Source organism: Streptomyces albicerus, from assembly GCF_008905045.1.
GTDB lineage: Bacteria > Actinomycetota > Actinomycetes > Streptomycetales > Streptomycetaceae > Streptomyces > Streptomyces albicerus.
The window spans coordinates 31,430-51,405 of the sequence record NZ_VWMY01000019.1 but is presented as its reverse complement, the minus strand read 5'-3'; the positions used below and the strand labels follow the sequence as shown (position 1 = coordinate 51,405).

Below are 19,976 nucleotides of genomic sequence, written 5' to 3'. Positions count from 1 at the left end.
CCGCCGTGAACCGTCGTGTCGTCGTCGCCGGCGCCTCGCTGGGCGGCCTGCGCGCCGCCGAGCAGATGCGCGCCGCCGGCTGGACCGAGGCCGTCACCGTCATCGGGGACGAGCCGCACATGCCGTACAACCGGCCACCGCTGTCCAAGGAGGTGCTGGCGGGCAGGGCGTCCTTCGAGTCCCTTGCCTTCACGCCCAAGGCGTCCGCGGCCGATGTGGAGTGGCGACTCGGCGCTTCCGTGACGGCGGCGCGACTGGCCGACCGCGTCGTCGAACTCGACGACGGCTCGACGATCCCGTTCGACGGTCTGGTCGTCGCCACAGGCATGCGCCCGCGGCGGCTGCGCTGCGCGGGGCCACTCGCCGGTCGCCACACCGTGCGCACCCTCGCCGACGCCCGGAGTCTGCGCGACGAGCTGACCCGGTCCGACGCCCGCGTGGTCGTGGTCGGCGCCGGGTTCATCGGCTGCGAGGTGGCCGCCACCGCCATCGGGCTCGGAGTCCGGGACGTGACCGTCGTCGATCCGCTGCCGCTGCCCATGGTGGGCCCGCTGGGCGAGCTGCTGGCGGGTTCGCTTCTCGAACGGCACCGCGAGCGCGGGGTGCGCTTCGCGCTCGGCCGTACGGTCCGGCACTTCACCGGGACCGACCGGGTGACGGGCGTCGTGCTCGACGACGGGACCGAACTGCCGGCCGACGTCGTCGTGGAGTCCGTCGGCTCGGTCGCCAACACCGAGTGGCTGGACGGCAACGGACTCGATCTGTCCGACGGCGTCCTCACGGACGACTTCCTGCGTGTCGGCGGTCTGCCCCACGTCGTCGCAGTCGGGGATGTCGCCCGCTTCCCCAACGCCCGCTACGACGACGTGCCTCGGCGCGTCGAGCACTGGTCCATCCCCACCGACACCGCCAAGCACGCGGCGAAGTCCCTCGTCGCCCATCTGACGGGCACCGGGGCGGAGTTGGCGCCGTTCGCGCCGCTGCCGACCTTCTGGAGCGACCAGCACAAGTTCCGGCTCCAGTCGTTCGGCGCGCCGGTGCTCGGCAGAGACGACGTACGGGTCCTCGACGGCGACCCGGCCGGTGACGTCCTGGTCGGCTACCACCGCGACGACCGGCTGGTCGGTGTCGTCGCCCTCGGCGGCCCCGCGACGGCCGCGAAGACAGCCCGCTACCGCGCCGAACTCCTCAAGCAGCCCGCTCCCACCGCGTAAGGAACCAACGTCATGGCCAGCGTCCGTGGTTACTTCCACCCCAAGACGGCGACCGGGTCGTCGTCGCTGATTCCCTCACCTCCATGGCTGTACTCGGGTGACCTGCTCACCGTCGAATACCGCACGGATCCCTCGCGGGTGCGTGAACTCCTGCCGGAACCACTGGAGTTGGCCGACGAGGACCCCGGCGCGGTTGCCCTGATCTGGGCCGACTGGCAGTCCTGCTCGGCCTCGGGCGAGGAACTGCTCGATCCGGTGCGCTCGCAGTACAAGGAGGCGTTCGCGGTCGTGCGCTGCTCGTACCGGGGGCAGACGTACTCGCGGTGCGTCTACATCTGGGTCGACAAGGACTTTGCGATAGCCCGCGGGCTGCACCAGGGGTATCCGAAGAAGCTCGGGTCGATCCATCAGACGCGGCCTCATCGGTATGGGCCCGCTCCGCGGATCGAGACGGGGGCGCGGTTCGGGGCCACCCTTGCCGCCGCTGACCGGCGGCTTGCCCAGGCCGTGGTGACCCTGCGCGAGCCGTCATCGACGAACGGGTTCGTCAATGGCCACCCGATGGTTCACCACCGGTGGCTGCCGTCCATCGAGAACGGCAAGGGGCTGGCTCTGGATGAGCTGATCGAGACGGGGGCGGCCTCCTTCGAGGGCGGCCCGGCGTGGGTCGGCGATGCCGAGCTGGAGCTGTTCGAGGCGCCCAGGGAGGAGTTGGCGCGGCTGGAGGTTCGTGAGCCGATCGCTGCGTACTTCCGCCAAGTTGGCGTGGTCTGGGACGGCGGTCGGCTGTTGGAGGCCGGGACGTCGGGAGCGGCTGCCGGGTGAGGCTGGTGGGTTTGTGCGGGTTCGTTGTGGCTTGTCGCGCCCACGCGGCGGAGCCGCACATCGATACAGCCCCGCGCCCCTTACAGGGGCGTTCCCATCCCCTTTTCCTACATCTGGAGCCATTCTCATGTCTGAGAAAATCGTCGTTGCCGGAGTTTCCGTCGACAGTCGGCATTGGATCGGAGGCCGACGCGTCGCCTCCGCCGAGACGTTCGCCGATGTTTCGCCCATCGATCAGAGCGTGCTCGGGGAGATCGCCCGCGGCGGGCCGGCCGAGGCTGAAGCCGCCGTCGTCGCCGCCCGTGAGGCTTTTCCCGGCTGGGCGGTCACCCCGCGTGCCGAACGTGCCCGCATTCTGCATGCCATCGCCGATGGGGTGGACAAGCGGATCGAAGAGCTGGCGATCGTCGAGACCCATGACAACGGGGCGCTGCTGCGGTCGCACCGGCGTGGTGTGATGCCGCGGGTCGCGCACAACTTCCGGTTCTTCGCCGACTGGTTGCTCCGGCTCGACCACGAGGACTTCGAGACGCGCGGGCACACCAACCACGTGAGCTGGGACCCGGCGGGCCCGTGCGTGCTGATCACGCCGTGGAACGCACCGCTGATGCTGGCGACTTGGAAGGTCGCCCCGGCCCTGGCCGCCGGGAACACCGTGATCCTCAAGCCCGCCGAGTGGTCCCCGCTCACCGCGTCCCTGCTGGCCGACATCGCCGCCGAAGCCGGGCTCCCGGCCGGGGTGCTCAACGTCGTCCAGGGGTACGGCGCCGAGATCGGGGACGCCCTCACCTCGCACCCGGACGTACGCCGCATCAGCTTCACCGGCTCGGTGCCGACCGCCAAGCGGATCGCGGCGTCGGCGGCCGCCAACCTCACCCCGCTGAGCCTCGAACTCGGCGGCAAGTCACCGCTGTTGGTCTTCGCCGACGCGGACCTCGACCTCGCCGTGGACCTCGCGGTCGAGCAGTACGACAACGCCGGACAGGTGTGCCTGGCCGCGACCCGCATCCTCGTCGAGGAGTCGGTGGCCGAGGAGTTCACACGACGCTTCGTGGCGAAGTCCGAGACTCTCGAGCAGGGCGACCCGCGCGACGAAGCCACCGACCTCGGACCCAACATCCACCCCCGCCAGGTGGAGAAGATCGACGGTTTCGTGCAACGGGCCGTCGCGGCCGGGGCGCGCGCTGTCATAGGCGGTAGCGCGGACAGGGACCTCTACTACCGCCCGACCCTCCTCACCGATGTCGCCCAGGACTCCGAGATCGTCCAGGAAGAGGTCTTCGGGCCCGTCCTGACCCTGCAGACCTTCACCACCGAGGACGAGGCGGTTCGCCTCGCCAACGACACACGCTTCGGCCTCGCCGCGACCCTCGCCACAGGTGACCACGAGCGCGCCGAGCGCGTCACCGAGCAACTCGTCGCCGGCACGGTCTGGGTCAACTGCTTCTTCGTACGCGACCTTCAGGCACCCTTCGGCGGCTCCCGACACTCCGGTGTCGGACGCGAGGGCGGCACCTGGAGCTTCGACTTCTACTGCGACCTCAAGAACACCGTCACCGCCCCGAACGGATGGAACAGCCATGGGTGAAATCGTCGGGGCGGGCCTGCTGGCCCATGTGCCCACCATCGTGCTGCCCGAGGCCGAGCGGCTGGAGCTCAACGAGGGCAAGGAGATCACCCTCGTCACCGGCCTGCGGCAGCTGCGTAAGGACGTCTTCGAATCCGATGCCGCAGGCGATTACGACACCGTCGTGGTCCTCGACTCGCACTGGGCCACCACCGTCGAGTTCGTGGTCACCGCCCAGCAGCGCCGGGCCGGGCTCTTCACCTCCGAGGAGCTGCCGCGCGGCATGTGCCGCATGCCGTACGACTTCCCGGGCGATCCCGAACTCGCCCACAACATCGCCTCGTTCGCCGACAAGCACGGCACCTGGATCACCGCGATCGAGGACGACTACCTGCCGATCTACTACGCCACCATCAACCTCTGGAAGTTCCTCGGCGAAGGACTGCCCGACAAGAAGTGGGTGACCATCGGCGTCTGCCAGACCGGCGACATGGAGGACCATCTGCGCCTGGGCCGCGCGCTCGCCGACGGCATCGCCGCCACCCCCGGGCGCAGGGTGCTGCTCATCGCCTCTGGGGCGTTCTCCCACACCTTCTGGCCGCTGCGCGAGATCCGTGACCACGAGGCCAGCGACCCGAGCCACATCTTCACGCCCGAAGCCCGCGAGGCCGACTACGAGCGCATCGCCTGGTTCAAGGAGGGCCGCCACGACAAGGTCCTCGACTCCATGGACGAGTTCTGGAAGCACAAGCCCGAGGCGAAGTTCTTCCACTACCTGATGATGGCGGGCGCCCTCGGCGAGCAGGCCTGCGTCGCCAAGGGCCGCCAGTACGGCGAGTACGAGAACTCCGTCGGCACCGGCCAGGCCCACCTCTGGTTCGACCGCCCGGCCGAGGGCTGGACCGGCACCGGAGTCCCCACGTCCCCCGGCCCGCGTACCCCCCACAGCCGCGCCTAGGAAGGCCCACGCATGCCCGAGTACCGCCGCGTCCTCCTCGACGGAGCCGTCACCGAGACCGTCCGCGACGGCGACGAACTGATCGCCGGCGACGGCCGCCACGTCAAGATCGACGAAGTCCAGCACCTGCCGCCCGTGGTCCCCTCCAAGGTGATCGCGGTCCACCTCAACCACCGCAGCCGGGTCGAGGAGTTCCAGATCCGGCTCACCCCGACCCCGACCTACTTCCACAAGCCGACCTCGGCCCTCAACGCCCACAAGGGCGCGATCGTCCGCCCCGAGGGCTGCAAGTGGCTCAACTACGAGGGCGAGGTCGCCATCGTCATCGGGAAGACCGCGCGCAACATCTCGCAGGCGGAGGCGGGGGAGTACATCGCGGGCTACACCGTCGCCAACGACTACGGCCTGCACGACTTCCGCGACACCGACGCCGGTTCGATGCTCCGCGTCAAGGGCTCCGACACGCTCTGCCCGCTCGGCCCCGGCCTGGTCACCGACTGGGACTACCACGGCAAGTACCTGCGGACCTACGTCAACGGCGAGGTGGTGCAGGACGGTTCGACCGACGAGATGGAGTGGGACATGCACTATCTCGTCGCCGACATCGCCCGCACCATCACCCTCTACCCCGGCGACGTCCTGCTGTCCGGCACCCCCGCCAACTCCCGCCCCGTCCAGCCCGGCGATGTCGTCGAGGTCGAGGTCGAGGGCCTGGGACGGCTCAGCAACCACATCGTCACCGGCCCGATTCCGATCCGCACGGACGTCGGGGCCCAGCCCACCGAGTCGGAGGAAGTGCTCTCCACCGCGCTCGGCGGCGACTGGGAGTTCCGCGGCATCAGGCCCCCGAAAAGGTAGGTAAGCGATATGGACACGACCGCTGTCACCAGTACCGCGCAGGCCACGGCGGCCACGCGGACGGGGCTCAAGCGCAACGCGCTCGGCGCCCTGGGCATCCTCTTCTTCGTGCTCTCTGCCCAGGCGCCGCTCACCGGCGTCGCCGGTGCCGTCCCGATCGCCGTAGCCATCGGCAACGGGCCCGGCGCCCCGGCGGCGTACGCCATCGCAGGCCTGATCGTGCTGCTGTTCTCCGTCGGATTCGTGGCCATGGGCCGGTACGTCGTCGACGCCGGCGCCTTCTACACGTACATAGGCAAGGGCCTGGGCAGGACCGCCGGAACGGGCAGCGCGGGCGTGGCGCTGCTCGCCTACAGCACCATCCAGGCGGCGATGTACGGGCTGTACGGGGCCGTGGTGAGCGGGCTGTTCGACCAGTACGCCGGCGTCAGTGTGCCGTGGTGGGCGGCCGCGCTGGTGACCATGGCGGTCGTCCAGGTGCTCGGCGCGGCGGGCATCGAGCTGGGGGCGAAGGTGCTCGCGGTCTTCGTGCTGGCTGAGTTCAGCATCCTGCTGGCCTTCGGTCTTGTCACCTTCTTCAAGGGCGGCGGCCCCGAGGGGCTGGCGCCGGCCGAGAGCTTCTCGGTCTCTGCGGCGCTGGACGGAGCGCCGGGCGTGGCCCTGATGTTCGCCCTGGCCTCGATGCTGGGCTTCGAGGCCACCGCGATCTACGGCGAGGAAGCCCGCGACCCCAAGAAGACGGTCCCCAGGGCCACTTACCTTTCGGTGGCCGTGGTCACCGCCTTCTTCGCCTTCACCTCCTGGATGCTCATCTCCTCCTACGGGGTGTCCAAGAGCGGGGCGGCGGCCGGCCAGGCGCTGGAGAGCGGAGACTCGACGGCCTTCGTCTTCGGCCCGGTCGCGGACCTGTTCGGCGGCTGGACGAACGACGTGCTGCCCTTCCTGCTCGCCACCTCCCTCTTCGCGGGCATCCTCGCCTTCCACAACTCCGCGAACCGGTACTTCTACTCGCTCAGCCGCGACGGACTGCTCCCGGCACGGCTGTCCACCCTCAACCGCCGGCACTCGCCGTGGGCCGCGGGCGCCATGCAGACCGCCACCGCCGCGCTGCTGGTCGTGCCGTTCGCACTGGCGGGCAAGGACCCCGTGCTCACCCTGTTCTCCTGGTTCAGCGGTATCGCCGTCCTCGCCATCACACTGCTGTACTTCCTGACCTCGCTGTCGGTCGTCGTGTTCTTCCGGCGGGAGCGGCTGGACACCCGCCCTTGGAACACACTGATCGCGCCCCTGCTCGGCGCGGCGGGCACCGCGGGTGCCATCTGGCTGATCCTGGAGAACTTCACCACTCTCATCGGCGGCGACTCCGCCACGGCCGCCTGGCTCGCGCTGACCGTGCCGGCCGTGCTGCTCCTCTGCGTCGGCCTCTCCCGGCTGCCGTACGCGAGGAGGGCGGCGGCGGTGCGGGCAGCGGACGCCGGTGCACCGGTTGCCCGCGAGGCCGACGCCTGACCCGGCCCGCGTCACCTCGCGACACGCGTACGGCCGGATGCCTCGGGAGAACCGAGGCATCCGGCCGTATGGTGGCCGCACGTTACACGTATAATTTGACTCCGAACGATTCAGCGGCGCGCATCGGAGGGGTTCAGTGGTCGGGCAGCGATCCATCATCGAGACCGAGAAACTCGTCAAGGCCAAGCTCGGCGACACCCCCATCCGGCACGAGCAGATGGCGGTCGTCGCGAACATCTACCGCGCCGCGTCCGCGGTCCGTCAGCACGTCGAGAACTCCGTACTGCGGGGCTCCGACCTGACGTGGACCGGGTTCGTCGTGCTGTGGGTGGTGTGGATCTCGGGCGAGACGGAGACGCGGCTCGTCGCCGAGGAGGCCGGGATCTCCAAGGGCACGCTCACGGGGGTGGCCCGCACGCTGGAGTCGCGGGGGCTGGTCAGGCGCTCCGAGCACCCCTCGGACGGCCGCCGCGTCCTGCTCGGTCTCACGGACGAGGGCGAGGCCCTGATGCAGAGCCTCTTCCCGGCCTTCAACGCGGAGGAGGCCTTCGTCGCCGCCCCGCTCAGCGACGAGGAGTGCCGTACGACCGCGGACGCGCTGCGCCGGATCGTCGTCCAGGTCGAATCCTTCGGCGAGGAACGCCGGTTGGAGCTCCTCGACGGCGCCGAGCCGGCCCCGCGCCGCAGCGGGCGTCGACCCAAGGCATGAGACCCGCGGTCTGAAGCCCGGGGTCTGAAGCCTGTGGTCTGAAGGATGGGGCCCGAAGGCGGCGGAGGTGTGCGGCCGGCCCATCCGGACGAACGGGATGCGCCGGCCAGGGTCATCAGCGACGTCAGACCGTCGACCGGGTCAGTACCTTCGGCCCGTTCGACCGGACGGTCCGCGAGCCGCGGTCATGGCCGGCCGCTCGCGGGGCCGTCCTCGAGGTCACGGCGCTGTCCGACTGCCGCCGAAGGTCACGACGAGGCGGCCGTCCGAGGCGAAGGACCAGTTCAGGGCGCCGGAGTACGAGGAGCACCGGGACCCGTTCGAGCCGGACCAGAACTGGTTCGAGCTGTCGGCATTACCGACGATCCTGTCGTTCGACCCGCTGCCGCTACGGCACGAGACGTTGTTCCGGAACACCGAAGTGCCGCCGTCGAACGAGTAGTTGCGCTCGTCATTGTCGATGCTGACGTTGTCCGACACCGACATCGTGCCGAGGTTCCTGTTGTAGGTGAACCCGTGCTTGCCGTTGTTGTAGGCGATGTTGCGCCGGATGACGTGGTCGACCCCGATGTCCTCGCCGCCGAGCTTGTAGCCGTTGCGGTCACCGTTGCCGGCCTGGGAGCCGTCGCTGAGGGTGCCGTTGTCGTGGGCGAGGGAGTCCTCGATCGTCACCGCGCCGATGGGTCCGGTGTCCGTCTTGGTGTAGAGGTCCCAGCCGTCGTCGATGTTGTTGTGGGCCACGGCGTAGCGGAAGACGTTCCCGGGACCGGAGGTGAGCTTCGCGGCGAAGCCGTCGGCGTCCTCGCCGTCGGAGTCGGCGTTGTCGTGCGACTCCGCGCTGAGGATGAGGTTGTTGGACGGCCACTGGCTGCTGGGGGTGCTGGAGAGCATCCGCGAGAGCTGCAGCCCGGTGTCACGGTTGTAGCGGGTCACCGTGCGCTCGAAGATGTTGTTGCTGCCGCCGACGAAGATCCCGTTGTCACCGGCGCGCTCGACGACGATGCCCTTGACGTGCCAGTACGACCCGTTGACGGCAAGTCCGCGGTTCGACGTGGCCTCGCTCTGGGCCGAGAAGTTCAGTACGGGCGTCTCACCCGGGTAGGCGGTCAACTCGGTGCGGTCACTCGCGGTGCCGTTGTTGCCCGCCGGGATGGTGACCGTCTGCGAGTAGCGGTAGGTACCGCCGCGCATGTAGATCGTCCCGCCGGGCGTGATGCGGGAGATCGCCGAGGTGAGCGTCGTCGGGGCCGACTCCGTTCCGGCCGCGCCGTCGGTGCCGTTCGGCGCCACGTACAGTGCGGGGCCCGTCGGCGCCGGGTTGTCGCCGCTCGTCTCGACCTCGAGGTAGTCGATGTTGGGCAGGCCGGCGGCGGCGGTGGGGCTGAGCCGGATGGTGTTGCTGCCCGAACTCACCGGCACCGTGAGCGTCTTCGTCGCCCACGTCCCCCACGCGCCGGTGCCCTCGAACGACACCGACGTGGCCGACGAGCCGTTCACCGTCAGGCTCGCGGGCCGTGCGGCGGTGGTCCCGTTGGCGAAGCGGATCCTCAGGGTCGCCGTGCCCGCGGCGGGGGCGTTCACGGTGAACTGTGCGTACGCGCCTACCGCGTTGTCGGCGTTGCAGAATCCGCTGCCGGAGTAGCCGGCCCAGTCGGAGTCGATGGCGCCGGTACAGACCGCCGGGGAGCTCTCGGCCTCATAACGGGTGGACGCGGCCTGCGCCGTGGTGCCGGACAGCGCGACGAGCGCACCGGCCAGCAGGCCGACGCACGCGATGACTGGTCTCAGTTGCATCGTTTGTCTCCATGTTGGTTGGCTCGTCCGACCAGGGCTCCGGTGAAAGGAGCGGTCGAGGGACCGTGCGGCGGTGATGTCCGGTCCGGCGCCACGAGGGCAGACGCATGGGCTGACCCCTCTCTGTGGTGTTGCGGGCATGACGAGGCAGCGGTTCGACCACATGAACGGGCCCAACAGCCGGATCCCGCATCCGGGCAGGGAAAGCGCTTTCCATGGGACGCTAAATGCGTGCCGTGAACGCGTCAATAGACTGGTACTTGATCCTTATTCATGGACATGAATGAGGCGGTCGGGGTGAGGGGGCTGGATCCGGGTACACGAACCGACCGTCCGGGTACGCGAGTCGGCCGGCCTTATCCGCTTGTCCGCCGTTCCCGAACGGGACTACCTTGCCGGAGTGGATCTCTTCTCACACTCTTGGACGGCATTGCGCACGGCGGTCGACGAACTCTCCGACCAGGACTGGGAACGGCCGTCCGGCTGTACCGGCTGGCTCGTGCGGGACCTGGTGTGCCACCTGATCATCGACGCCCAGGACGTCCTGATCACACTCGTCACGCCCGCCGAAACCGAACCGACCGCGGACTCGGTCACCTACTGGAACCTCGTCGAACCCCCGACCGGCGAGGACCCGCTCGACGCGCTGATCCCCCGGCTGGCCGCCGCGTACGGCGAGCCGCGGTGGCTCAAGTTCCATTTCGACGACGTCGGCTCCGCCGCCGGGCGCGCCGCCGAACTCGCCGACCCGGGTGTCCGCGTCAGCACCCAGGACAAGGTGCTGACCGTCGGCGACTACCTGTCCGCGTATGTCATGGAATGGGCGCTGCACCACCTCGACCTGATCGCGCACCTTCCCGCGGCCGCCGAACCGCCCGCCGAGACCCTCGCGGCTGCCCGCGCGTCGCTGGAAGAGATCGCCGGGGCACCGATTCCGGCGTCGTTCTCCGACAAGGACGCGCTGCTGGTCGGGACCGGACGGCGCGCTCCGACGGACGCCGAGAAGGCCGCGTTGGGTGAGCTGGCAGCGAAGATCCCACTCGTGCTCGGCTGAACGAGCCCGGCCACGGTGAGGCGGTGCGGGTGGTCGACGAGACCAGGTACCCGCGGAGGGGCACCGCGGCCGTGGGTGTGCGGTGCCGGCGCACCGACACCGTCGGCCGCATCGAGAACGCTCGGGTCGCCTGCTGCTTGGTCTGCTCCGGCGCCTGCGGGTACGCCGCGTTCGGCCGGGCCCGCCGCGCCGAGATCGAGCCCGGCCTGTTCGCCCAACCCCGGCCCTGACCCGGTACCGACAATTGCGCATGAACTCATCGCTGAGATGCCAATGGGCTGAGAGACGCGCGGAACCGAATGCCCAGGCCCGCTTCTCGCCCCGCCTGGCTGGGACCCCCTCCTGGGGCATCGGGAGCTCGTCAGTGAGACCAAGAGTGGCCGAAGACGGATCGCATGGGCCGGCCTCTGAGATGCGGCACGGCTCTGCGGCGGCGCACAGGACGGGCGGTTACCTACGCAGTCCTGCTGAGCGGACCGCAGAGGCTACCCGTCACGTCCCTTTCGAGTCGACGAGCTCACAGTACGGAGGCCATCCTGCGGACCCCTTCGGCGAGGATTTCCGGGGAGGTGGCCAGGTTCATACGGACAAACCCCGCTCCGCCCGGCCCGAAGGCCATCCCGGAGTTGAGGGCGATCCGGCCTCGTTCCAGGAAGACGGCCGCCGGGTCGTTGCCAAGGGCCAGTTTCCGGCAGTCCAGCCAGGCCAGGTAGGTGGCCTGGCCTGGGCGGCAGCGCACGGCGGGCAGGTGGGTGGACAGTAGATCGCCGAGCAGATGACGGTTTTCGTCCAGTCCGGCCAGCAGGCTATCGAGCCAGGCACCGCCCTCCCGTAGAGCCGCGGTATGGGCGATGACGCCGAGGTGGCTGGGGCCGTGACTGACTTCCTCGGGGAGGCGGGCCAGGTTGTCGGCGGCCTCGGGGCCAGCGATGGCGAGGGCGGCTTTGAGACCGGCCAGGTTCCATGCCTTGGAGGCGGACATCACCGACAGGCTGTTCTCCGCGCCCGGCACGCTCAGGTAAGGAACGAAGGAGGTGCCGGCAGCCACGATGGGAGCGTGGATCTCGTCCGCCACCACGCGCACGGCGTACCGGCGCGCAAGCTCGGCAACATCGGTCAGTTCAGTGGCGGTGTGTACGGTGCCGGTCGGATTGTGCGGACTGCACAGCAGATACACCGGCCGCCCGCCGCGACCGGTGGCTTTCTGGAATGCGACCTCCAGGGTGGTCAGGTCGATCCGCCCTTCCTCGGTCAACGGCGCCTCGACAACCGGCCGGCCGTCGTTGCGGATGAACTGAAAGAAGGGCGGATACACAGGGCAGTTGACCACGACGGGGTCCCCGGGGCCGGAGACCAACTTGAGCATCTCGACGATGCCCAGCATCACGTCAGGGACGATCGCCGTCCGCTCAACAGCCAGGTCGTCCCAGTCCCAACGTCGCGCGGCGAAGTCCGCGAATGCCTCGGCATAGGCGGTTCCGGCCGGATACCCGGTATCTCCGCGCTCCACCGCACTGTGGATGGCTCGTGCTACGGGCTCGGCGACCGGCACGTCCATCTCCGCCACCCACAGTGGCAATACGTCGTCCTGGTAGGTCGTCCACTTCATACTCGTGCGCTGCCGCAGCTGCTCCAGAGACAGCTGCCGCAGTGGGTTCACGCCGCGAGTTCCAGTGAGGTCCTTCAATGAGTCATCCATGAAGCGAAAATAGACCGCATGTCGCGCGCATTGTTTGCCTTTCTTGTGCTATCCGCCTTCGGAGTGGCAAAGAGTCACCCAGTGTGGATCGCGATTCAGCAAGGAAGTTGCGCCTGCCGGTTGCGAACCGCGTTCGTGGACCGCTGACGACGACCACCCCCGGGCCGCCGGAGTCCCCGACGCCCTCGACTTCGCGATCGAGCCGGTGCCGGCCGCGCGGATGGTTGCCCATGCTCTGGACGCGGGCACGCTCGTCCGCAGGGTGGTCGGCGACGAGGACTACGGCGACAACCCGCACCCGTGAACCGTGAGACGAGTCGAAACAGATGAGAGAACTCGTCTCACGGTGTCCGCGAGGGCCTCGGTCAGGTGCCGACGTAGGCCGCGAGGTGCTCGCCGGTGAGGGTGGAGCGGGCGGCGACGAGGTCGGTGGGGGCGCCTTCGAAGATGATGCGGCCGCCGTCGTGGCCTGCGCCGGGGCCCATGTCGATGATCCAGTCGGCGTGGGCCATGACCGCCTGGTGGTGCTCGATGACGATTACTGATTTACCGGAGTCGACCAGGCGGTCGAGGAGGCCGAGCAGGTGCTCCACGTCGGCGAGGTGGAGGCCCGTGGTGGGCTCGTCGAGGACGTAGACGCCGCCCTTGTCGCCCATGTGTGTCGCGAGCTTGAGGCGCTGGCGTTCGCCGCCCGACAACGTGGTGAGGGGCTGGCCCAGGCTCAGGTAGCCCAGGCCCACCTGGTCCATGCGTTCCAGGATTCGGTGCGCTGCCGGTGTGCTCGCCTCGCCGGTGGCGAAGAACTCCTCGGCCTCGGTCACCGACATCGCGAGCACCTCGCTGATGTCCTTGCCGCCGAGGGTGTATTCGAGGACTGCCGGCTGGAATCGCTTGCCCTCGCAGTCCTCGCAGGGGGTGGCGACCGAGGCCATCATGGCCAGGTCGGTGTAGATGACGCCGGCGCCGTTGCAGGTGGGGCAGGCGCCCTCTGAGTTGGCGCTGAACAGTGCCGGCTTGACGCCGTTGACCTTGGCGAACGCCTTGCGGATCGGGTCGAGCAGTCCGGTGTACGTCGCCGGGTTGCTGCGTCGGGAGCCGCGGATGGGGGCCTGGTCGACCGAGACGACGCCCGAGGACGCCGGGATCGAGCCGTGGATCAGGGAGCTCTTGCCGGAGCCTGCGACGCCCGTGACCACGCAGAGCACCCCCAGCGGGATGTCGACGTCGACGTTCTGGAGGTTGTTCGCCGTTGCGCCTCGGATCTCCAGCGTGCCTGCGGGCTTTCGTGTCGTCTTCTTGAGGGTGGCTCGGTCGTCGAGGTGGCGGCCGGTGATGGTGTCGCTGGCCCGCAGTTCCTCCACGGTGCCCTCGAAGCAGACCGTGCCGCCCGCCGTGCCGGCGCCGGGGCCGAGGTCGACGACGTGGTCGGCGATCGCGATCGCCTCCGGCTTGTGCTCGACGACGAGGACCGTGTTGCCCTTGTCCCGCAGGCGGAGGAGGAGGTCGTTCATCCGCTGGATGTCGTGGGGGTGCAGGCCGATGGTGGGTTCGTCGAAGACGTAGGTGGTGTCGGTGAGGGAGGAGCCGAGGTGGCGGATCATCTTGACCCGCTGTGCCTCGCCGCCCGACAGCGTGCCCGACGGGCGGTCGAGCGAGAGGTAGCCGAGGCCGATCTCCACGAATGAGTCGAGGGTTCCCAGGAGGGCGGTGAGCAGTGGTGCCACCGACGGCTCCTTGAGGTCGCGGACCCATTCGGCCAGGTCGCGGATCTCCATGGTGCACGCGTCGGCGATGCTGATCTTCTTGATCTTCGACGACCGGGCGCCCTCGCTGAGCCGGGTGCCGTCGCACTCGGGGCAGGTGGTGAAGGTGACCGCCCGCTCCACGAAAGCTCTGATGTGCGGCTGCATCGCCTCCTTGTCCTTGGACAGGAACGACTTCTGGATCTTGGGAATCAGGCCCTCGTAGGTGAGGTTGATGCCGTTGACCTTGATCTTGACCGGCTCGCCGTAGAGGAAGGCCTGCATCTCCTTCTTGGTGTACTGGCGGATCGGCTTGTCCGGGTCGACGAAGCCCGACTGGGCGTAGAGCCCCACGGTCCACTGGCTGTCCGACTTCCAGCCGGGGATGGTGAACGCGCCCTCGGACAGCGACTTGGAGTCGTCGTAGAGCTGGGTGAGGTCGATGTCGGAGACCTTGCCGCGGCCCTCGCAGCGCGTGCACATGCCGCCGGTGCGTTCGAAGGTCGCCTTCTCGGCCTTGGTCTTGTTACCGCGCTGGACGGTGATCGCACCGCTCGCCCGGACCGAGGCGGTGTTGAAGGAGTACGCGCTGGGCGGGCCTATGTGCGGCCGGCCGAGCCGGCTGAAGAGGATACGCAGCATCGCGTTGGCGTCGGTGGCGGTGCCGACGGTGGAGCGGGGGTCGGCACCCAGCCGCTGCTGGTCGACGGTGATCGCGGTCGTCAGCCCGTCCAGTACGTCGACCTCGGGCCGCGCCAGCGTCGGCATGAAGCCCTGCAGGAAGGCGCTGTAGGTCTCGTTGATCAGCCGCTGCGACTCCGCGGCGATGGTGTTGAACACCAGCGAGCTCTTGCCCGAGCCGGAGACGCCGGTGAACACCGTCAGGCGGCGCTTCGGGATCTCGATGCTGACGTCCTTGAGGTTGTTCTCGCGCGCTCCGTGCACGCGGATCAGATCGTGGCTGTCGGCAACGTGCAGCGCAGGCGACTGCGTGTCCGTCCTCGTGGCCATGCTCATCCTGTCTCCATCTGTAACTCGGGGCCGCCTTCGCAGTCTCCGTCGGCGTCGCCTCGCTCGATCTAACCAGCTTCGTACGTCTGGTTCCCTTGGTTGACGCGGTCCCGGTTGGAAGGCCGTCGGATCGGCTACGACGTCCTTGCCGTGTCCGGCGCGCACCAGGTGATCACCTGAGCAGATCGCATCCCGGCCGGGGCACTGGTGGCGCTTCGGTTCGCCGGGAGAGCAGTGTCCGGTTCGCGGGATCAGAGCTCACTGCTTGCGAGACTGGTTGAAGCGCAGCATGTTGCCGGAGGGGTCGCGGAAGGCGCAGTCGCGGACGCCGTACGGCTGGTCGACCGGCTCCTGCAGCACCTCGCCGCCCGCGGCGCTGATGCGCTCGAAGGTGGCGTCGACGTCGTCGGTGGTGAAGATGACACCGCGCAGCATGCCCTTCGCCAGCAGTTCCGCCATGGCTTCCTTGTCGGCGGGAGAGGCGTTCGGGTCCGCGAGGGGCGGTTCGAGGACGATCTCCACATCCGGCTGCGACGGCGAGCCGACGGTCACCCAGCGCATCCCTTCGAACCCGACGTCGTTGCGTATCTCCAGGCCGAGAACGTCCCGGTAGAAGGCGAGCGCCTTGTCGTGGTCGTCGACGGCGATGAAGCAGGTTGAAAGCTTGATGTCCATGCGTTCCACGCTACGGACGGCGGGTGGGTTTGGCTTCTCCATTCCTGACCGGTCGCGTGTGGATCTTGGCGACGCAGGCCGGGATGGCGGCGCCCTCGTCATGGCGGCGGGCCCGGTACGAGCTCGGGCTCTCGCCGACCAGCTCGGTGAACCGCGAGCTGAACGATCCCAGCGAGGTACAGCCGACCGCGAAGCAGACCTCCGTCACCGTCAGGTCACCCCGCCGTAGCAGCGCCTTGGCGCGCTCGATCCGGCGCGTCATCAGATAGCTGTACGGCGTCTCTCCGAAGGCGGCGCGGAAGCTGCGGGAGAAATGGCCCGGCGACATGAGGGCGGCCCGCGCCAGCGCCGGAACGTCGAGCGGCTGCGCGTAGTCGCGGTCCATCCGGTCACGGGCCCGGCGCAACCGGACGAGGTCCTCCAATGTCACTCGCCCAGCATCCCACAACGCCGTCACCGCCGGTGGCGGCGCCGTGGAGGCCCGGGTTCGCCCATCGGGGCGGTGCTCCGGACCGTGCCGGGAGTGGGCCGATGACCGCTGACTCCGGGGCCTCCCGGCGCTGCTCAGTGGATGTGCTCAGGCGGCGTGCCGCCGTGTCGGCCCGTTCAGGACGACCGCCCGCCGAACCACCAATTGTGGACCTCGATGCCGTCGTACCGGTCCGGGGTCAGGACGGCGCGTGCCGTGTCCGGGTCCGGCGCTCGGACCAGTGCCGCTGTACCCAGCCAGGCGGTGCCGTCGTCGGACAGCAGCGGCCCGTACGCGATCAGCTCGTCCTGGTCGGGCGGCAGGTTGAGGTCGGCGTCCTGTCCCGCGCCGAGGCCGAGCACCAGGTACCGGTTGCCATCAGTTCGGCCACCGGGGAATTCCCACATGGTGCGCCCCAGCATGTTGCGCCACCGGCGCAGCAGCACGTCCCGGTACACGCCGGCCTGGTAGTTGGGCTCGTCGAACGCGAACGCGCGGGCGGCGGCCGCATCCGGCAGGTCGACGATGTGCACACTGCCGGTGGGTGTGTCTCCGTCGTCGGCGAGGGTCGGGCCGCGGGCGATCATCTCCTTCTCGTACCGGTCCATGTAGGACCAGTGCTCTTCCAGCAGTTCGTCGCGCAGCGGCAGGGATCCGGGCCGATCGCGGTGGTAACAGAAGAACTCCATGACCATGGACCCTTCCGCACCGTAGGGCAGCATCTCAACTGGTTTGGGCGACGCAGGCCCGCCGTGCGGTGCCGGCGGCGCGGACCAGCGCGTCGAAGAGGTTCTGGTTGGTCTCGTCGTGGTGCGCGGTGTCCTCGGGGTGCCACTGGACGGCGGTGAACCAGCTTTTGGCGCCGGGGAGTTCGAGCGCCTCGACCGTGTCGTCGGCGGCGCGGGCGGTGACCGTCAGGCCGGTGCCCGTACGGTCCACTCTCTGATGGTGATAGCAGGATGCCTCCACCTTCCCCAACCCGACGGCCTGTTCCAGCAGTGAGCCGGGCCGGATCGCCACCGGGTGCACGACGTGCCGGTGTTCGCCGGCGGGACCGCCCATGTCCTGGTGGAGGGTCCCGCCGAGGGCGACGTTGACGACCTGGAGACCACGGCAGATCGCGAGCAGGGGCAACCCCAAGCCCAGTGCCTGGCGGGCGACTTCGAGATCGAAGGCGTCCTGGAGGTCGTCGACGTCGTAGACGCTGTCGTGGGTGTCGGCGGCGCCGTAGCGGCGCGGGGCGAGGTCGCCGCCGCCTGGGAGCAGTACGCCGTCGAAGCGGGCGATCCGGGCCGCCACATCGGTGTCGGCGGGGTCGGCCGGATGGATGGTCACGGGCTCTCCGCCGGCCCGCCATACGGCCTCGATCAGGGCGCGGGCGTTGACCTCGGCGGCGTATCGCAGGGCCGAGGTGGACGCGGCGAAACGGGCGGGTATCGCGATGAGCGGTCTGCTGGGAGGTGTCACGAGCGTCGTCACAACTGGATCCAGGTCGTCTTGAGTTCGGTGTACTTCTCCAGGGCGTGGGCGGACTTGTCCCGGCCGTTCCCGGACTGCTTCATGCCTCCGAAGGGCACGGTCAGATCGCCCTCCTCGTAGCAGTTGACCCACACCGTGCCGGCCTTCAACGCGCGCGAGACCTGGTGCGCGGTGGACAGGTCGCTGGTCCACAGCCCGGCCGCGAGCCCGTACTCGGTGGCGTTGGCGAGCGCGACGGCCTCGTCGAGGTCGTCGAAGGCGAGCACGGACAGCACCGGGCCGAAGATCTCCTCCCGGGCCAGTCGCGTCCCCGGGCCGACCCGGTCGAAGACGGTGGGTTCCAGAAAGCTGCCGCCGGAGTCGGTGAGTATGCGTGTGCCGCCGGTGCGCAGCCGGGCGCTCTGCTCCAGACCGCCGCCGATGTGGTCCAGTACGCGATCCAGGTGGCCCTCGCCGACCAGGGCGCCCATCTCGGTGCCGGGGTCCAGGGGATCACCGACCCGCAGCTCCCGGGCCCGTGCCACGACGGCCTCGGTGACGCGCTCGGCGATCGAGGAGTGGACGAGCAGCCGGGAGGGGGCGGTGCACATCTCGCCCTGGTTGAAGAAGATGCCCCAGGCGGCGGTGGCGGCGGCTTTCTCCAGGTCAGGGGCGTCCGGAAGGATGATGTTGGGCGACTTGCCGCCCAGCTCCAGCCAGACCCGCTTGAGGTTGGAGTCGGCGGCGTAGTGCAGGAAGTGGCGTCCGACGGCGGTGGAGCCGGTGAAGGCGAGGACGTCGATGTCCGGATGCAGACCGATCGCGCGTCCGGCGGTCGGCCCGTCACCCGCGACCACGTTCAGGACACCTGGCGGCAGCCCGGCCTCGGTCGCCAGGCGGCCGAGCAGCAGCGCGGACAGCGGAGAGTTCTCCGACGGCTTCAGCACGACCGTGCAGCCCGCCGCCAGTGCCGGGGCCACCTTCCAACTCGCCAGCGTCAAAGGGAAGTTCCACGGCACCACCGCGCCGATGACCCCGGCCGGCTCCCGCGTGACGAGCGCGAGCGCGTCCGGCGCGGTGTGCGGGGACTCGTCGGTGAGCTTGTCGGCCAACTGCCCGTACCAGCGGAAGGTGTTGACGGCGGCACGCAGCTCGATGTCGTACGCGTCCGTGATCGGCTTGCCCATCTCCAGGCTGACGGTCAGAGCGAGTTCGGCACGCCGTTCCTCCAGCAGGTCCGCGATGCGCAGCAGCACCCGGCCCCGGTCGACAGGCGCCAGTCGCGGCCAGGGGCCGGAGTCGAAGGCCCGGCGAGCGGCTGCCACCGCGGCGTTCACCTCGGCCTCGCCGCCGTCGGCGACCCGGGCCAGCACCTGGCCGTCGCGAGGCGAGACCACCGCGAAGGTCCGCCCGCCGCCCGGCTCCTCGGTGCCGTCGATGTGATGGGCCGCGGGCGGTGTCAGCGCCTTGGCGCGGCGCAGCCAGTCGTCGTGGGTGCCGTCCGCCATGGGTGTCTCCCGGAGTGCGCGATACGATATGTTTGGAGTCAAACGATATCGTCGGGACGTCACGGACCACAAGAGCTGACCCGTTCGAGGTCAACCCGACCGAGGCCGATGTGTCCGGCCCGCAGCCGGTGGCCGCCCGGTGCCGCCGAGAAGGGGAGAACTCACGTGCGCGCCCTCGTCGTACGCCACGACCACGCGTCGCTGTCCGGCCCTGTTGGTGAACGCCTCGTCCAACTCGGCTACGCGCTGGACGAGTTGACCGTCGTGCCCGAGGACCGGCACCACGCCCCCGCGGTGGACTTCGCCTTCCCCGACCCGCTCGGCCACGACCTGCTGGTGCTGCTCGGAGCCCCCTGGTCGGTCTACGACCGCGCCGCGGTCGGTCCGTGGATCGACGGCGAACTGGACCTGCTGCGCACCGCACACGCGGCGGACATCCCCGTCCTGGGCATCTGCTTCGGAGCCCAGGCGCTGGCGACCGCCCTGGGCGGAAGCGTGGAGCGGGCGCCGAACCCCGAGATCGGCTGGATGGCCGTAGAAGTCACCGGGACCGACGGGCCCGCCCGGCCCGCCACGACTGCCCGGCCCGTCGAGACCACCCTGCCCACCAGGACCGCCGACGCTGTCGAGATCTCTGAGACCGGCACGTCGGAGTTGATCTCGGCGGGCCCATGGTTCCAGTGGCACTTCGACCGGTTCGTGATTCCGCCGGGAGCCGTGGAGCTGGCCCGCGGCCCGGTCGGTCCGCAGGCGTTCCGGGTCGGCCGGGCGCTCGGCGTGCAGTTCCACCCCGAGATCACCGAGGCGACACTCCTGCGCTGGCTGGAGCTCGGCGGCCGGCGCCAGGCCGCGGCGCACGGTGTGGACCCCGACCGGCTGATCGCCGAGACCCGTGCGTCGCGTGAGGCGTCACGGCAGCGGGCGTA

Annotated in this window: 18 protein-coding genes; 10 read left to right on the top strand and 8 right to left on the bottom strand. The window is 69.5% G+C overall.

Going from position 1 to position 19,976, the window contains the following annotated elements; all coding sequences use genetic code 11:
- Nucleotides 1-5: 5 nt before the first annotated feature.
- From GAS53_RS18475 to GAS53_RS18445, 7 genes are all read left to right on the top strand, one after another.
- Nucleotides 6-1,214, top strand: a complete 1,209-nt coding sequence (locus tag GAS53_RS18475) for an NAD(P)/FAD-dependent oxidoreductase (protein WP_151478729.1) — start codon at nt 6-8, stop codon at nt 1,212-1,214.
- 12 nt (nt 1,215-1,226) lie between these two features.
- On the top strand, nt 1,227-2,039 hold the full coding sequence (locus GAS53_RS18470; protein ID WP_151478728.1) for an acetoacetate decarboxylase family protein: 813 nt from the start codon (nt 1,227-1,229) through the stop codon (nt 2,037-2,039).
- A 127-nt stretch (nt 2,040-2,166) separates the two neighbouring features.
- Nucleotides 2,167-3,627 carry an aldehyde dehydrogenase gene (locus GAS53_RS18465; RefSeq protein WP_151478727.1) on the top strand — a complete coding sequence of 487 codons (1,461 nt, stop codon included), beginning with the start codon at nt 2,167-2,169 and terminating at the stop codon, nt 3,625-3,627.
- Nucleotides 3,620-4,564 carry a 3,4-dihydroxyphenylacetate 2,3-dioxygenase gene (locus tag GAS53_RS18460; protein WP_151478726.1) on the top strand — a complete coding sequence of 315 codons (945 nt, stop codon included), beginning with the start codon at nt 3,620-3,622 and terminating at the stop codon, nt 4,562-4,564. Before GAS53_RS18465 ends, GAS53_RS18460 begins: the two co-directional genes overlap by 8 nt.
- Before the next feature lie 12 nt (nt 4,565-4,576).
- The gene (locus GAS53_RS18455; RefSeq protein ID WP_151478725.1) at nt 4,577-5,422 is read left to right on the top strand and encodes a fumarylacetoacetate hydrolase family protein; all 846 of its coding nucleotides are present in this window, start codon (nt 4,577-4,579) and stop codon (nt 5,420-5,422) included.
- 9 nt (nt 5,423-5,431) lie between these two features.
- A complete protein-coding gene (locus GAS53_RS18450; RefSeq protein ID WP_151478724.1) occupies nt 5,432-6,931 on the top strand; it encodes an APC family permease in 1,500 nt (499 codons plus the stop codon).
- Nucleotides 6,932-7,067: 136 nt separating this feature from the next.
- Nucleotides 7,068-7,640 (top strand): MarR family winged helix-turn-helix transcriptional regulator, encoded by a 573-nt coding sequence (locus GAS53_RS18445; protein ID WP_151478723.1) that lies wholly within the window; start codon nt 7,068-7,070, stop codon nt 7,638-7,640.
- Between the two features lie 219 nt (nt 7,641-7,859).
- Here the strand turns inward: GAS53_RS18445 and GAS53_RS18440 are convergent, their stop codons facing one another.
- Nucleotides 7,860-9,434: a carbohydrate-binding protein gene (locus GAS53_RS18440; RefSeq protein WP_151478722.1), complete on the bottom strand. Its 1,575-nt coding sequence runs from the start codon at nt 9,432-9,434 to the stop codon at nt 7,860-7,862.
- A 400-nt stretch (nt 9,435-9,834) separates the two neighbouring features.
- Between GAS53_RS18440 and GAS53_RS18435 the strand changes: the two genes are divergently transcribed.
- Both GAS53_RS18435 and GAS53_RS18430 read left to right on the top strand, forming a co-directional pair.
- Nucleotides 9,835-10,488, top strand: coding sequence for a maleylpyruvate isomerase N-terminal domain-containing protein (locus GAS53_RS18435; protein WP_151478721.1), 654 nt, complete (start codon nt 9,835-9,837; stop codon nt 10,486-10,488).
- A gap of 23 nt (nt 10,489-10,511) precedes the next feature.
- Nucleotides 10,512-10,718: a hypothetical protein gene (locus GAS53_RS18430; protein ID WP_151478720.1), complete on the top strand. Its 207-nt coding sequence runs from the start codon at nt 10,512-10,514 to the stop codon at nt 10,716-10,718.
- Nucleotides 10,719-11,005: 287 nt separating this feature from the next.
- Here GAS53_RS18430 and GAS53_RS18425 read toward each other — a convergent pair whose 3' ends face one another.
- The 7 genes from GAS53_RS18425 to GAS53_RS18395 all read right to left on the bottom strand — a co-directional run bounded on the left by GAS53_RS18425 (nt 11,006) and on the right by GAS53_RS18395 (nt 19,050).
- Nucleotides 11,006-12,187, bottom strand: coding sequence for a MalY/PatB family protein (locus GAS53_RS18425; RefSeq protein ID WP_151478719.1), 1,182 nt, complete (start codon nt 12,185-12,187; stop codon nt 11,006-11,008).
- 365 nt (nt 12,188-12,552) lie between these two features.
- Complete coding sequence (locus GAS53_RS18420; protein ID WP_151478718.1) at nt 12,553-14,946, bottom strand: ATP-binding cassette domain-containing protein; 2,394 nt, start codon at nt 14,944-14,946, stop codon at nt 12,553-12,555.
- A gap of 252 nt (nt 14,947-15,198) precedes the next feature.
- Entirely contained in the window at nt 15,199-15,615 is a 417-nt protein-coding gene (locus tag GAS53_RS18415) for a VOC family protein (RefSeq protein ID WP_151478717.1), read from the bottom strand.
- A 10-nt stretch (nt 15,616-15,625) separates the two neighbouring features.
- Nucleotides 15,626-16,045 (bottom strand): helix-turn-helix transcriptional regulator, encoded by a 420-nt coding sequence (locus tag GAS53_RS18410; protein ID WP_151478716.1) that lies wholly within the window; start codon nt 16,043-16,045, stop codon nt 15,626-15,628.
- 176 nt (nt 16,046-16,221) lie between these two features.
- Nucleotides 16,222-16,773 carry a YciI family protein gene (locus GAS53_RS18405; RefSeq protein WP_151478715.1) on the bottom strand — a complete coding sequence of 184 codons (552 nt, stop codon included), beginning with the start codon at nt 16,771-16,773 and terminating at the stop codon, nt 16,222-16,224.
- A 34-nt stretch (nt 16,774-16,807) separates the two neighbouring features.
- Complete coding sequence (locus GAS53_RS18400; protein WP_225858976.1) at nt 16,808-17,563, bottom strand: gamma-glutamyl-gamma-aminobutyrate hydrolase family protein; 756 nt, start codon at nt 17,561-17,563, stop codon at nt 16,808-16,810.
- Nucleotides 17,560-19,050, bottom strand: a complete 1,491-nt coding sequence (locus GAS53_RS18395) for an aldehyde dehydrogenase (protein ID WP_151478714.1) — start codon at nt 19,048-19,050, stop codon at nt 17,560-17,562. Before GAS53_RS18395 ends, GAS53_RS18400 begins: the two co-directional genes overlap by 4 nt.
- 165 nt (nt 19,051-19,215) lie before the next feature.
- Between GAS53_RS18395 and GAS53_RS18390 the strand changes: the two genes are divergently transcribed.
- A partial coding sequence (locus tag GAS53_RS18390; RefSeq protein ID WP_151478830.1) for a type 1 glutamine amidotransferase occupies nt 19,216-19,976 on the top strand: 761 nt, incomplete at its 3' end.

Excerpts from the sequence above, each read along its gene's own strand:
- GAS53_RS18470 (WP_151478728.1), top strand. The coding sequence starts at position 1,227 with ATGGCCAGCGTCCGTGGTTACTTCCACCCCAAGACGGCGACCGGGTCG.
- GAS53_RS18465 (WP_151478727.1), top strand. The coding sequence starts at position 2,167 with ATGTCTGAGAAAATCGTCGTTGCCGGAGTTTCCGTCGACAGTCGGCAT.
- GAS53_RS18460 (WP_151478726.1), top strand. The coding sequence starts at position 3,620 with ATGGGTGAAATCGTCGGGGCGGGCCTGCTGGCCCATGTGCCCACCATC.
- GAS53_RS18455 (WP_151478725.1), top strand. The coding sequence starts at position 4,577 with ATGCCCGAGTACCGCCGCGTCCTCCTCGACGGAGCCGTCACCGAGACC.
- GAS53_RS18450 (WP_151478724.1), top strand. The coding sequence starts at position 5,432 with ATGGACACGACCGCTGTCACCAGTACCGCGCAGGCCACGGCGGCCACG.
- GAS53_RS18440 (WP_151478722.1), bottom strand. The coding sequence starts at position 9,434 with ATGCAACTGAGACCAGTCATCGCGTGCGTCGGCCTGCTGGCCGGTGCG.
- GAS53_RS18425 (WP_151478719.1), bottom strand. The coding sequence starts at position 12,187 with ATGGATGACTCATTGAAGGACCTCACTGGAACTCGCGGCGTGAACCCA.
- GAS53_RS18420 (WP_151478718.1), bottom strand. The coding sequence starts at position 14,946 with ATGAGCATGGCCACGAGGACGGACACGCAGTCGCCTGCGCTGCACGTT.
- GAS53_RS18415 (WP_151478717.1), bottom strand. The coding sequence starts at position 15,615 with ATGGACATCAAGCTTTCAACCTGCTTCATCGCCGTCGACGACCACGAC.
- GAS53_RS18405 (WP_151478715.1), bottom strand. The coding sequence starts at position 16,773 with ATGGAGTTCTTCTGTTACCACCGCGATCGGCCCGGATCCCTGCCGCTG.
- GAS53_RS18395 (WP_151478714.1), bottom strand. The coding sequence starts at position 19,050 with ATGGCGGACGGCACCCACGACGACTGGCTGCGCCGCGCCAAGGCGCTG.